Annotated in this window: 7 protein-coding genes; 4 read left to right on the forward strand and 3 right to left on the reverse strand. The window is 42.6% G+C overall.

The window, feature by feature from the left end; all coding sequences use genetic code 11:
* Nucleotides 1-43: 43 nt before the first annotated feature.
* On the reverse strand, nucleotides 44-1,282 hold the full coding sequence (locus INE92_RS24920) for a rhamnogalacturonan acetylesterase (protein WP_008771097.1): 1,239 nt from the start codon (nucleotides 1,280-1,282) through the stop codon (nucleotides 44-46).
* A 130-nt stretch (nucleotides 1,283-1,412) separates the two neighbouring features.
* Complete coding sequence (locus INE92_RS24925) at nucleotides 1,413-4,289, reverse strand: exo-beta-1,4-galactosidase (RefSeq protein WP_195436429.1); 2,877 nt, start codon at nucleotides 4,287-4,289, stop codon at nucleotides 1,413-1,415.
* 243 nt (nucleotides 4,290-4,532) lie between these two features.
* Between INE92_RS24925 and INE92_RS24930 the strand changes: the two genes are divergently transcribed.
* The 4 genes from INE92_RS24930 to INE92_RS24945 all read left to right on the forward strand — a co-directional run bounded on the left by INE92_RS24930 (nucleotide 4,533) and on the right by INE92_RS24945 (nucleotide 11,633).
* The gene (locus INE92_RS24930; protein WP_074706739.1) at nucleotides 4,533-6,890 is read left to right on the forward strand and encodes a family 43 glycosylhydrolase; all 2,358 of its coding nucleotides are present in this window, start codon (nucleotides 4,533-4,535) and stop codon (nucleotides 6,888-6,890) included.
* A 429-nt stretch (nucleotides 6,891-7,319) separates the two neighbouring features.
* Complete coding sequence (locus tag INE92_RS24935) at nucleotides 7,320-9,410, forward strand: beta-galactosidase (RefSeq protein ID WP_015532397.1); 2,091 nt, start codon at nucleotides 7,320-7,322, stop codon at nucleotides 9,408-9,410.
* 62 nt (nucleotides 9,411-9,472) lie between these two features.
* A complete protein-coding gene (locus INE92_RS24940; protein ID WP_015532398.1) occupies nucleotides 9,473-10,855 on the forward strand; it encodes an alpha-d-galacturonidase in 1,383 nt (460 codons plus the stop codon).
* A gap of 88 nt (nucleotides 10,856-10,943) precedes the next feature.
* Nucleotides 10,944-11,633 (forward strand): SGNH/GDSL hydrolase family protein, encoded by a 690-nt coding sequence (locus INE92_RS24945; protein WP_008642203.1) that lies wholly within the window; start codon nucleotides 10,944-10,946, stop codon nucleotides 11,631-11,633.
* A 92-nt stretch (nucleotides 11,634-11,725) separates the two neighbouring features.
* Here INE92_RS24945 and INE92_RS24950 read toward each other — a convergent pair whose 3' ends face one another.
* Nucleotides 11,726-13,807, reverse strand: coding sequence for a RagB/SusD family nutrient uptake outer membrane protein (locus INE92_RS24950; RefSeq protein ID WP_195436428.1), 2,082 nt, complete (start codon nucleotides 13,805-13,807; stop codon nucleotides 11,726-11,728).
* Between the last annotated feature and the right edge of the window lie 18 nt (nucleotides 13,808-13,825).

Below are 13,825 nucleotides of genomic sequence, written 5' to 3' on the forward strand. Positions count from 1 at the left end.
TCTAATGCCTGATACTTAATACTTGATACCTAATACTTATCTCTTAATTTCCGTCCGGTTTCTCTATTTCTGTGAAAGGTGATTCGTTCCAGTGGAAAGTATTCACATCATCCGGGTGTGCCGGGTTATATGCCGGGTCTATTTTTAAGTGTTTGGCTAACTCGGGTACGGCTTTCTTCATACCTTCAATCACACACTGGGCTATCTGGTAAGCGCCGTAAGGGTTAAAGTGGGTATTGTCTTCAAAAGCCTTGGTCTGTCCGGGATAAGTTCCTGCTGGATAGTGTACGAAGGCGCGTTTGGATGTTTCCGTGCCTAACGCTTCATATAGTGTCCGAGTCATTTCGTTGAGGTCAATCAAAGGTATATTTTCTTTGGCGGCCAGCCAGCGCATGGCCTCCGGATAATCTTCGTGTGTATCGCGGATATGTCCGGTTGAGTCAAAGCTCCGGCGTTGGGTGGGAGTAACCAGTACGGGATATGCTCCACGTGCTCGTGCTTCGTCGATGAATGTTTTCAGGCTGGTCATAAAAGAGTAGTAAGCTCCTTTTCCGGGACCTTTCTGCTTCTGATCGTTATGTCCGAACTCCATGAAGAGATAATCGCCTTTTTTCATCTGGCTCAATGCTTTTTTCAAACGTCCTGCTCCGATAAAAGTATTGGCCGATTCACCGGATTCCGCATAATTGGCGATGCAAACATCTGTTCCGAAGAAATGAGGAATCATTTGTCCCCAGCTAGCCCAAGGTTCGTTGTCCTGATCGACTACCGTACTGTTTCCGCACAGAAAAACAGTGATGACCGACGGATCGGCAGGTTCGATACGGATACTTTGACACACAGGTGCATCTCCATTAAATTCCAATGTCAGTTTATCATCCCAGTTCAGTTTCGCTTTCTCACGGGGCTTGATTCGTACATATTCTTTTTCGGAGATACGAGGGGTACGCTTATTGATGATAAATGTTTCGTCTACGAATTGTCCTTTTTTAGTTGGCAGGTTCTCAACAAATAGCCGGCGTGACTCACCTCTTACGGTGGTCACTCCTGCCTGTTTTTTACTTCCCAGGCGTACTGTAACTTTGTAATTCCCGTCCGGAACACGGACAGAGAAGAAGAAAGGTGATTTACTCCCTTTCTCGGGTGTGGCGGTGAGGTCGTATCCGTATCCCGTCTCCTCGCTATATCGGGGTGCGTCCGACAGTTGGTAGGTTCGGACTTCTTCTTGGGCATGGACGGTTATTGTAGCCAAGAGTAGTAAGCCTATGATGGTAGTTTTCATTATAAATAATATGAATGTATATTGTTTATAGAATTTAGGCACGGATTACGCGGATTTCACGGTTTTTAGAATTACGCTTTCTATAAAGCAACAGTGTAATTCGTGTAATCTGTGCCTGATAATTTCCTTTTTAGTTAATTTTCGGTTTGAGCTCGTCCGGCGAATCTTTGGTATAAGATTTTACATCTCCTGCCACTTTGGTGAACAATGCCTGAATCAGCTCAGGAGATATTTTCTCTGCCGGACGGAAAGCATCCGAATTCATATAATCTAGGATTGCCTTGTGCATTTGTCGGGCAACGATTCGTTTCTCCGGTTGAGAGGTGATATCCATGCTGGTCATCATCAGTTTACCGTTCAATACATTTGCTTCAAACAACATTCCGATTTTCCGGCTGATGAACCAGGTGTCGATGCTTTGAACGGTTGGCTGGAATTCTGCCGGAAAGTCGGTAAATTGCATCACCTGGGCTTTATTTAATAATTCCCACCATTGCAGGTTACTATGAAATTCCGTAGGAAATTCACGGAAAAGAGGATGATATTCATTCAGGAAAATACCAGTTGTGTGCGGCGGGCGCATCTTGAACCAGGAAGTATTCCAGAATACCGGAGTAAAGTATTGTTTAACTTCTTTTCCGTATTGTATTTTGCCAGCTGCCGTAATCAAGACATTTCCCCCTTCTTTCAGTACGGAAATGGCTTTTTCATCCAGTGTGTCGGTAGTATATACACTTCCCTGTGTCAGTTCCACTTGTGCAGGATATACCCAGAAATCCCAGTCATTGACGGCATCGCTGCCTTCAATACATACTTCCAGATTTAGTTTCTGTGGAGTATCGATCCCCTTCAGATTCATATCCACGCTGCCTAGTGTACAAAGGTTTCCAATAGGAATCGTTTGTGTGCCGACAGTTCCTTTGGCATACACCTTTCCGAACTTGTCTTTGATGGTATAGCTAGTTTTTGCTCCTTGCAAAGGGGCTGCACCAAAGTGGGAAACTTCGATGTCGGCATGGAATGTTTCATCATTGGCATATACAAACTTCGGAATACGGGCTAAGGGGACAGTCGGACTGCAAAAACGTCTGAATTGTTCCGCGTTGATATATCCTTTCTCTTCAAAAAATACATCCAGTACGCCGACCAATGCCGTTCCCTGACCCGAATAATCGTTGAGAGCCAGCAATTGGAAACCTGCATAATCGGGGGTACGCAATGTCTTTTCAATCTCATGTTTATAGCAAAGTGCCTGCAATTTGCCCGAAGCCATCATAAAATCATAACTTTGGCCTCCCATGTGATTATCATTCAGAATATCCCTGAAAATCTCAAAGTTCTTCGCCTTGTTGACTCCGGTATATTTGCGGATTTCGTTGAAATTCGGGAATACGCACCATTGACCTGTTTCATGTGATACATACGGTTGTTTCACGGTGTCTATCCTTGCACGATAATCCGATTTGCTTTCCGGTTGCGCACCTGCCCAACTCAAACCGCGTGCTCCGGCTTTCACATGGTATTCATTGTGAGGTTGCCACTGCCAGCTGTTTCCTACAGAAGCTCCTGTGTATACACGACGCGGATCTGTCGCTTTCCAATAATCGACAAACTTGCTCACCCATGCCACCCAGCGTCCGGAAGGTTCGTTACCACAAGCTAACATACAGTAAGATGCATAATTTCCGTATTCTTTAGTCAAGGCAATTGTTTCGTCCATCAGATATTTGTCAATTGGCTGACCGTTACCCAGTCTTGGTCCGTGATTCGGCCAACTCGGACCTTCCGGTTGCAGATAGAAACCGACCAGATCGGCTGCGATAAAAGCAGCTTCCGGCGGGCAGAAAGAATGAAAACGCATGTGATTCAAACCATAGTTGCGGCAAATGCGGAACACCCGCTCCCAGGAAGCTACGTCCATCGGAGCATAACCGGTCAATGGGAAATCACAGTTTTCCACTGTGCCGCGAAGCATTGTTTTGCGGCCATTGACGTAGAACCATTTTCCTTCTATCTTGAAATCGCGCATTCCAAATTGTACCTGTTTGATGTCGGCCTGTTTACCGTTGGTCAGTTTTGCCGTCAGTTTATACAGTGCAGGATTGAACTCATCCCATGTGAGGAAATCTTTTCCCATAGGAAGTTCCATCTCTATCGCATTGTCTCCCGGACGGATATGGAAGCTTTGCTGAACAGGAGCTACTTTGTGTTGAGTGTCTGTATTGAAACTTTCGGCAGAAAGTGTAATATCTCCTTTGGTGGAAGAGGCAGACTGTATGTTCATGCGTACCAGTGCTTTCTGATTATTTAAATCAGGGTATATCTGGATGTCTTCAAAATGAACTTTAGGAGTGGCCTGTAATTCAATTCGTCCTACGATCCCGTTCCAGTTACCTTGGGTCTGGTCGGTGATGCTGTGAGAGTCGGGGCCTACATTGATTTCTTTGATGCGGTTGTCGATGCGGATAGTAATCAGGCAGGTTTTGCCGGGAGTAACAGCCGAAGTCAGATCATACACATGAGGGACACAAAGACTATTCTGCATACCGAGTTCCTGTTGATTGACCCATACGGTCGTTTCGATGTGCGGGCGTTCCAGGAAAAGAGTGATTCTTTCTTCTTTCCAGTTGGAAGGTATTGTAACTTTCTTTTGATACCAGGCTACCCCTATATAATGTTTGTCGGGAGTCAGGAAAAAGGGAAGTTTCACTTGTCCTTCTATTCTGTATTTCTCCATGTATGGATTGAAATAGTAAGAGCTGTCATACAAGCTTCCGGTCCACCGGGTGCGGGCGGTTACTTCATCTCCTTTCAGCTTTTCGGGCATGGAGCCGGGGAGATTAATCTGATCATCAAGGCTTTTTTTGAACCATTGTTCCTTGGTGCCGATATCTTCCCGGTCTATCTGGAAATTCCATTTGCCGGATAAACTGAAAGAATGATTTTGCCCCGTTACGGTCAGTATAGAGGCAAATACGATGGCAATACTTACTAAAAGTTGTTTCATGATATATAGAATTGATATGTTTTTCATCTCTATTTTAAAATCTGCCGCTAAAGTAGAGCTTTTTAAGGGTTTAGTAAATAGAAAGATGTACAGATACATAGAATATTGTATCAAAATGCACTTATAGGACGGATGGTGTACAAAACTACATGGATTTGAAATATTGTCCATGCTCTTTATCTTTGAGGAGGTTGGGAGATACCTTATCTTTGCGGGGTAAACTTTTTAATCTTAAAAGGAACCATGAAAAAAGTAGTTGTTTGGATGGCTCTAAGTCTTTGCTCGGTAATGACAATCTTCGCCGGTAAGACTGCTTATCTCTTTTCTTATTTCATCAATGACAGTAAAGATGGATTGCATTTAGCTTATAGTTATGACGGGTTGAACTGGATGCCTTTGAATGGCGGACAGTCTTATCTGATACCTTCCGTCGGTAAAGATAAATTAATGCGAGATCCGAGTATTTGCCAGGCTCCGGACGGAACTTTCCACATGGTCTGGACTTCCAGTTGGACTGATCGGATTATCGGCCATGCTTCTTCTCGTGATTTAATTCATTGGAGTGAACAACAGGCTATTCCGGTGATGATGCACGAGCCGACTGCCCATAATTGTTGGGCACCTAAACTCTTTTATGACGAACCTTCGCAAACTTACTATATCTTTTGGGCAACTACCATCCCCGGTCGTCACAAGGAAATACCTACTAGCGAAAGCGAAAAGGGATTGAATCATCGTATTTATTATGTGACAACAAAGGATTTCTGCACTTTCTCAAAGACAAAGATGTTCTTCAATCCTGATTTCAGCGTGATTGACGCTGCCATTGTGAAAGATCCGAAGCTGGGAGACCTGATAATGATAGTCAAGAATGAGAATTCCAATCCGCCGGAAAAGAATTTGCGCGTTACGCGTACAAAAAAGATAGAAAAAGGATTCCCGACCAAAGTATCGGCGCCTATTACAGGAAAGTATTGGGCGGAAGGACCTGCTCCTCTTTTTGTCGGTGATACGCTTTATGTTTATTTCGATAAATACCGTGATCATCGTTATGGTGCCGTTCGCTCTTTAGATCATGGCGAAACATGGGAAGACGTGTCCGATCAAGTCTCTTTTCCGAGAGGTATCCGTCATGGAACGGCGTTTGTGGTAGATGCTTCCGTGGTGGAGGCATTGATAGCCAATCGTACTTATAATCCTTTAATCCCCGATAATGTGGCGGATCCTTCCGTTTCTAAGTTTGGTGATACCTATTATCTCTACGGAACCACTGATTTGGATTATGGTCTTGAACGTGCCGGAACACCTGTTGTGTGGAAGTCGAAAGATTTTGTAAACTGGAGCTTTGAGGGTTCTCATATTAGTGATTTCGACTGGTCGAAGGGATATGAATATACGAATGATAAAGGTGAAAAGAAAAAAGGATATTTCCGGTATTGGGCTCCCGGGAGAGTGATTGAACACGATGGAAAGTTTTATTTATATGTTACCTTTGTCAAGCCCGGTGATAAGATGGGGACTTATGTGCTTGTTGCAGATCGTCCGGAGGGTCCTTTCCGGTTTATTGAAGGAAAAGGGCTTTTTGTTTCCGGAGAAGAAGTAGATAGCCCTGCCATTATTGATGATATCGACGGAGAGCCTTTTATTGATGATGACGGTACGGGATATATCTTTTGGCGTCGTCGGAATGCGGCACGTCTTTCTGCTGACCGGCTTCATCTGGATGGGGAACCGGTGACATTGAAAACAGCCCGTCAGGGATATTCCGAGGGCCCCGTAATGTTTAAACGTAAAGGTATCTATTATTATATTTATACATTGAGCGGTCATCAGAATTATGCAAATGCATACATGATGAGCCGCGAATCTCCTCTTACAGGTTTTGTAAAACCGGAAGGCAACGATATCTTTTTGTTTTCTTCTCCCGAAAATCAAGTGTGGGGACCGGGGCATGGCAATGTGTTCTACGATGAAGGAACGGAGGAGTATATCTTTCTTTATCTTGAATACGGAGATGGTGGAACCACCCGGCAGGTATATGCTAACCGGATGGAATTTAATGATGACGGAACAATTAAAATTTTAGTTCCTGATATGCGTGGAGTGGGGTACCTGGCAGCTCCACAAGAGAAACGGACGAATTTGTCTTTGCAGTCACATTTTTATGCTTCCAGCGAGAAAGAACCGCGCACTTCTGTGGTTAGCATTGAAACACAGCCTAACCAGCCTCTACCGGAGAAAGCCTCCGTGAAGAATTATACTCGAACGCATACTTATCAGGCTGCTCATGTAGCCGATGAATCGAATGGAACTCGTTGGATGGCAGCCGATACGGATAGCAGTCCATTCATTACGGTGGATTTAAAAGGGATTCGCAATGTCAACGAATGTCAGTTTTACTTTACCCGCCCTACTGAAGGACATACGTGGCGGTTAGAAAAATCGATGGATGGAAAAAACTGGCGGACATGTGCCGAACAAGCTAAAGTAGAAGTGCGCTCCCCGCATTTGGCGAAGGAGATAGGGGAGGCCCGTTATCTTCGTCTTCATATCCGCAGGGGAGATGCTGGATTGTGGGAATGGAAAATCTATGAGAAATGATAATTTTGCGGAGTGCCCTGAAAGGGCTTAATTATATAGCGTAGGGCAACGCCCTACGTAAAAACGACAATCTGAATTTGCGCCCTGAAAGGGCATAATTGTATACGGTTCCGCCCTTTCAGGGCTTGTGGCTGGTGTGTTTTTCTCGTAGGGCGTTGCCCTACGCTATATAATTAAGCCCTTTCAGGGCATCCCGATAAATATATGATTGTAAGGCTTTCAGCCTAACCGATAAATTCTCATTACCGGCGTAGCGCCGGAGCAAGGTTTCCATTCGGTATTCCCTGAAAGAGATACAGTTCCACCCTTTAGGGTATGTCTAAAACGATAACATGCCGAATGGAAACCTTGTTGGGGCGCTACGCCCCTAAATTCCCATTTATAAAACGAATGATAAAGAATAGCTAACATTAATAATCAATTGAATTTATGAAGTATATGATAAAAAGTAAAATGCTGGCAACTTTTTGTGCCGCCTGCCTGCTGACTCTTTCAACTACAGCACAACCCTCTTCTTGGTTTAATGACAAAGATCTGACACTGACAGGCGTCTACTATTATCCTGAACACTGGGATGAAAACCAGTGGGAACGTGACTTCAAGAAAATGCATGAACTGGGATTTGAATTTACTCATTTTGCCGAGTTTGCCTGGGCGCAGTTGGAGCCGGAAGAAGGACGTTATGATTTTGCCTGGCTTGACAGAGCGGTAGCTTTAGCTGCCAAATATGATTTAAAAGTTATAATGTGTACGTCTACTGCCACTCCTCCTGTATGGATGAGCCGGAAATATCCTGAAATTCTGTTGAAGAATGAAGATGGAACGGTACTTGACCACGGTGCCCGTCAGCATGCTTCATTTGCTTCTCCTCTTTACAGAGAGTTATCTTATAAGATGATTGAAAAACTGGCGCAGCACTATGGTAACGATCCTCGTGTTATCGGATGGCAACTCGATAACGAGCCTGCCGTACAGTTTGACTATAATCCGAAAGCGGAACTTGCTTTCCGTGATTTTCTTCGTGCCAAATACAATAATAACATTCAATTTTTAAATAATGCCTGGGGAACTGCTTTTTGGAGTGAGGCTTATTCTTCTTTTGATGAAATAACGCTTCCCAAGCGTGTACAGATGTTTATGAACCATCATCAAATCCTGGACTACCGTCGTTTTGCAGCAACGCAAACCAATGATTTTCTGAATGAGCAATGCCTGCTAATCAAGAAATATGCAAAGAACCAATGGGTAACAACCAATTATATACCGAACTATGATGAAGGACATATTGGTGGTAGTCCTGCGTTGGATTTCCAAAGCTATACCCGTTACATGGTATATGGAGATAATGAGGGAATCGGTCGTCGGGGCTATCGTGTAGGTAATCCATTGCGTATTGCTTGGGCGAATGATTTTTTCCGTCCGATACAGGGAACGTATGGTGTAATGGAACTGCAACCGGGACAAGTGAACTGGGGCAGTATCAATCCCCAGCCTCTTCCGGGAGCTGTCCGTCTATGGATGTGGAGTGTATTTGCCGGTGGAAGTGATTTTATTTGTACCTACCGCTATCGCCAACCGCTCTATGGTACAGAACAGTATCATTATGGAATAGTAGGAACAGACGGAGTGACTGTTACCCCCGGTGGAAAAGAGTATGAAACTTTTATAAAAGAGATTCGTGAACTTCGTAAGCATTATGCTCCCCGTGAGGCGAAGCCTGCTGATTACCTGGCACGTCGTACAGCTATTCTTTTCAATCCTGAAAACTCCTGGAGCATTGAGCGACAGAAGCAAAACCGGACTTGGGATACTTTTGTGCATATTGAAAAGTATTACCGTACCTTAAAATCATTCGGAGCCCCCGTCGATTTTATATCAGAAGCCAAGAACTTATCCGATTATCCGGTCGTCATTGCGCCGGCTTATCAATTAGCTGATAAAGAACTGGTGGACAAATGGACTTCTTATGTGAAGAATGGCGGAAACCTCATTCTGACTTGTCGTACGGCGCAGAAGGATCGTTATGGTCGTCTCCCGGAGGCTCCTTTTGGCTCTATGATTACTCCGCTGACCGGAAATGAAATGAACTTTTATGATTTGCTTCTTCCCGAAGATCCCGGTACTGTTGTTATGAACGGAAAAGAGTATGCCTGGAATACATGGGGAGAGATTCTGAATCCTCCGGCAGATGCTCAAATATGGGCTACTTATAAAAACGAATTCTACGCAGGAAGTCCGGCCGTGACTTTCCGCAAACTGGGGAAAGGTACGATTACTTATGTTGGAGTGGACAGCCACAACGGAGCATTGGAAAAAGATATATTGAAAAAACTATATGCACAGCTGAATATCCCGGTAATGGATTTGCCTTATGGCGTGACAATGGAATACCGGAATGGCTTGGGAATTGTTTTGAACTATTCAGACCAGCCCTATGCCTTCAACTTGCCGAAAGGAGCCAAAGCATTGATTGGAACTACAAATATTCCTACAGCGGGTGTATTGGTGTTTTCAATGTGACCGGCTATAAATTAATATTCTTATCTTTGATGTGTTTGAAGAATTAAAAATATGATATTGTAATGAAGACTTACTTACTGAAACCGATGGTAGTTGTCTGCCTTTGCTTATTGACAGCTTCCTTTACTTTTGCCGCTGATAATTATAAAATGGTAAAGGTGAAAGCTCCTTTCCCTATGCAACCTATTAAAGTATTTATCTATCCGGACAAAGACTTTTTGATAACAGATTACGGAGCAAAAAACGGAGGTGAAGTAAACAATACAAAAGCAATTGCTGCCGCTATTGAAGCGTGTCATAAATCAGGTGGCGGACGTGTTGTTGTTCCGGCAGGTATATGGTTAACTGGGCCAATTCATTTTAAAAGTAATGTAAATCTTTATTTGGAGGAGAATGCAATTCTGAATTTTACGGATAATCCTTCTGATTATCTTCCGGCAGTGATGACTTCATGGGAAGGTTTGGAATGTTATAATTATTCTCCATTACTCTATGCTTTTGAATGTGAGAATGTGGCAATTACAGGTAAAGGGACTCTTCAGCCGAAGATGGATACTTGGAAAGTATGGTTCAAACGTCCTCAACCTCATTTGGAGGCATTGAAAGAGTTATATACGAAAGCTTCGACCGATGTTCCTGTTATTGAACGTCAAATGGCGGTAGGAGAGAACCACCTTCGTCCGCACTTGATTCATTTCAATCGCTGCAAGAATGTTTTATTGGATGGGTTTAAGATTCGTGAAAGTCCGTTCTGGACCATTCATCTTTATATGTGTGACGGAGGACTGGTACGTAATCTGGATGTAAAAGCGCACGGAGATAATAATGACGGTATTGATTTCGAAATGAGCCGTAATTTTCTGGTAGAAGATTGTTCTTTCGATCAGGGTGATGATGCAGTAGTGATTAAAGCCGGACGTAATCAAGATGCCTGGCGATTAAATACTCCTTGCGAAAATATTGTTATCCGTAATTGCCAGATTCTTAAAGGACATACATTACTTGGTATTGGAAGTGAAATTTCCGGAGGAATACGGAATATTTATATGCATGATTGCACAGCTCCGAATTCAGTAATGCGTCTTTTTTTCGTAAAAACCAATCATCGTAGAGGTGGGTTTATAGAAAACGTTTATATGAAGAACGTACAGGCAGGAACGGCTCAACGTGTACTTGAAATAGATACCGAAGTGCTTTATCAATGGAAAGATTTGGTACCTACTTATGAAGAACGAATTACCCGTATTGATGGCATTTATATGGATAAAGTCACTTGTGAGTCGGCAGACGCTATTTACGAATTGAAAGGAGATGCAAAACTTCCGGTGAAGAATGTAACAATCAAGAATGTGAAGGTAGGGGAAGTGAAGAAGTTCGTGAAGAAAGTGAATAATGTGGAGAATGTAGTAGAGAAGAATGTGACCTATGAAAGGGAAGTAAAATAATCATTTTCTGAAATTGGCAGAAAAAATCGTACTGTCATATTAGCATAATGTAGTATATTAGCGGCAAAATTGAAAACTTTATTCTAGTATGAAGAAATCCTGTTTTTTGCTGCTACTAACTATTTTATGTAGCAGTATAAGTTTTGCCCAAAGCCTGAAATCTATTTCTATTTTAGGCGATTCGTATTCAACGTTTGAAGGATATCTACAACCAGATACGAATAGTATTTGGTATTATGTCTCTCCACGACAACAAACAGATGTGACTTCAGTAAAACAGACGTGGTGGCATAAATTCATTAAAGAGAATAATTACCGCCTTTGTGTCAATAATTCATTTTCGGGTGCAACGATTTGTAATACGGGTTATCGCAACGAGGATTACTCGGATCGTTCTTTTATAACCCGTATGGATCAACTGGGTTGTCCGGATGTAATTTTTGTTTTTGGCGCAACTAATGATTGTTGGGCTGGCTCTCCGCTTGGGGAGTATCAGTATGTGGGGTGGGCTAAAGATGATTTGTATAAATTTCGTCCGGCTATGGCTTATATGCTCGATCACATGATTGATCGCTATCCTAATGTTGAAATCTATTTTCTATTGAATTCCGGTTTAAAGGAAGAGTTTAATGAATCAGTCAGAACTATCTGCAGGCATTATAATATTGATTGCATAGAATTGCATGACATTGACAAAAAGAGTGGGCATCCTTCAATAAAGGGAATGGAGCAGATTAGTGAACAGATTAAAGAGTTCATGGTGAAGAAGACGAAGTGAAAGGAGCATTAAAAAATATTGCCACTTGTTCTTCTTTGATTAGAAATTCTATTTCGAAGAGTGACAAGTGGCAATAGGATTAGTTGTTTACCTTAATATCCCGGGTTTTGCATTGCTTTCTTTTCCTCATTGCTTAATGCAGAACCATTTGAATTGGTGATACCGTCCAAGAAGGCTTGGGGGATCGGACGATAGTAATGTTTCTCCGATTTGAATTCGCCAAGACCTCTGCTGGCACCATCGTTGAATTTATGCCAACGGGCGTCTAACGTCTTGGTACGTGCCAGATCTTCCCAGCGTTGCAATTCGCCACAAAGTTCTCTTGTACGTTCATTCAACAGGAAGCACATCATTTTGTCAGCATTGGATGTGCAGCCCAGTTCGTTGTAAATAGGGACATCTACTGTAGAATTATATACATCTGATACACTATTTAATTTCATTGTTGTTTTGGTAGAAGCAGTGGTTTCCTGTTCTATATTGTTTGACTCGTAATAAGTATTTTCTTCCCAGTAAATAGCACCTTCAGAAGAATGACCGCCCCCCTTTCCCGAACAATAAGGATTGTTCTTATAGGCTTGTCCGCCATCTACATTCTTACTACGATCCTCGCCTGCTTTATAACCGGCACGTTCACGTAATTTATTCATCCACTCGATAGCTTTGTCATAGTTGGCTTCCCCCTTACGAATATATGCCTCAGCAACCATTAGTACATCATCTGCCGAACGGGCGATAATAGCATCACGAGTACCGAATTGAGACGCAATAGAAACACGGTAACCATCACGGAATTTAGATAAAGCTACGGAACGTTTGTGGGGTATGATATCGTAATAATTACCTGTTTTTTCATTTACATTCCAACTGTGTTCCTGCCCTTTGAAATAGCGTACATATGTATACGTGTTACACATTTTTCCATCTTTCAAAACAGTATATGCCGGAGCATTGGGATATTTCTCATAGCGGTTGTCTCCCGGGTCATTAACGATGTATTTCATACCGAGTTCACCTCCACTAAAACGTTTGTCACCTTCTTTTACACCTGTCGGAGCGTATGGCATATCTTCTGCTGTCCAGGTAGGAGCGCTTTTGGTTTCGTTGGCTCCATAACAGGTGATGAATGATTTCCAGAAACGAGAGTCATTGACACGGTCAAATACCTGCATGGTATACTCTGTAGCACTTACGTATGAGAATTCACGTCCTCCTGAGATGTCACGTTTACATCCACCTATATCATTGCCTTGATATACGGCCGGATAATAAAGATGCATCTGATTTCCAAAGCGTCCCCATGTTGATTCATCATTAGAGAATTGAGCCGCTAGAATCACTTCACTTACTTTTTCATTGGCTCCGTTTGGCTGTTCATAGTCCCAAAGTTCTACATAATCACTACACAACGGATGTGCATCTACAACTTCCGAACCATATTGAATAACAGCATCGAGGTCGGATGCTACATAATTACTATTCCAATCGCTGTACAATTCAGACGCACGGAACAAATGTGCTTTTGCAAGGAAATGTGCGGCAGCATATTTGTTAATCCGTCCGATTGATTCACCTTTATTGGGAAGTAGTCTGTAGGCTTCTCCAAAATCAGATATAACCTGTGTGTATATTTCTTCAGCAGAATTCCGTGTGAAATATGTTTCGGCACTTGTAGACGGAGCTAATTTCAAAGGTACGCCACCAAATTGTTTTACTAATTCAAAATAAGCATAAGCTCTAAGGAAATGTGCTTCTCCTAAACGGGTGTTGTATGTAGGTGAACTCTGATTATAATATTGAGGTATGTTCTGAATCAATATGTTTGCGGGTTCAACTAGTCCGTAGTAATTATCCCAGATGGGTTGGTTGGCACCATTTTCAGATGAGTTTAAATCCTGGCTATAGTGATTCCATGCAGGAATTACATTGTTAGCATCGGTAAACTCGTCCACTCCCATATTGTAACATTGGATTCCCCATATATAATTGAATTTAAATTTAAGTTTCTGATAGGCGCCAGTTACCAATTCATCAAGACCTTCCTGGGTTTTAAAACGGTCTGTACTATATTGAGTCGTAAGATTTTCATCAAGGAAAGACTCACTGCACGATGTGATCGAGCTTCCTGTTACGCTGGCTATTAAAGCAGCAAATAATATTCTATTTAATTTCATAATGTCTTTACTTTAATT

This window comes from Bacteroides xylanisolvens (genome assembly GCF_018289135.1).
In the GTDB taxonomy this organism is placed as follows: domain Bacteria; phylum Bacteroidota; class Bacteroidia; order Bacteroidales; family Bacteroidaceae; genus Bacteroides; species Bacteroides xylanisolvens.

What these genes read in the sequence shown, in the direction of transcription:
- INE92_RS24920 (WP_008771097.1), bottom strand. Translation starts at nt 1,282, where the DNA reads ATGAAAACTACCATCATAGGCTTACTACTCTTGGCTACAATAACCGTC.
- INE92_RS24925 (WP_195436429.1), bottom strand. Translation starts at nt 4,289, where the DNA reads ATGAAACAACTTTTAGTAAGTATTGCCATCGTATTTGCCTCTATACTG.
- INE92_RS24945 (WP_008642203.1), top strand. Translation starts at nt 10,944, where the DNA reads ATGAAGAAATCCTGTTTTTTGCTGCTACTAACTATTTTATGTAGCAGT.
- INE92_RS24930 (WP_074706739.1), top strand. Translation starts at nt 4,533, where the DNA reads ATGAAAAAAGTAGTTGTTTGGATGGCTCTAAGTCTTTGCTCGGTAATG.
- INE92_RS24940 (WP_015532398.1), top strand. Translation starts at nt 9,473, where the DNA reads ATGAAGACTTACTTACTGAAACCGATGGTAGTTGTCTGCCTTTGCTTA.
- INE92_RS24950 (WP_195436428.1), bottom strand. Translation starts at nt 13,807, where the DNA reads ATGAAATTAAATAGAATATTATTTGCTGCTTTAATAGCCAGCGTAACA.
- INE92_RS24935 (WP_015532397.1), top strand. Translation starts at nt 7,320, where the DNA reads ATGAAGTATATGATAAAAAGTAAAATGCTGGCAACTTTTTGTGCCGCC.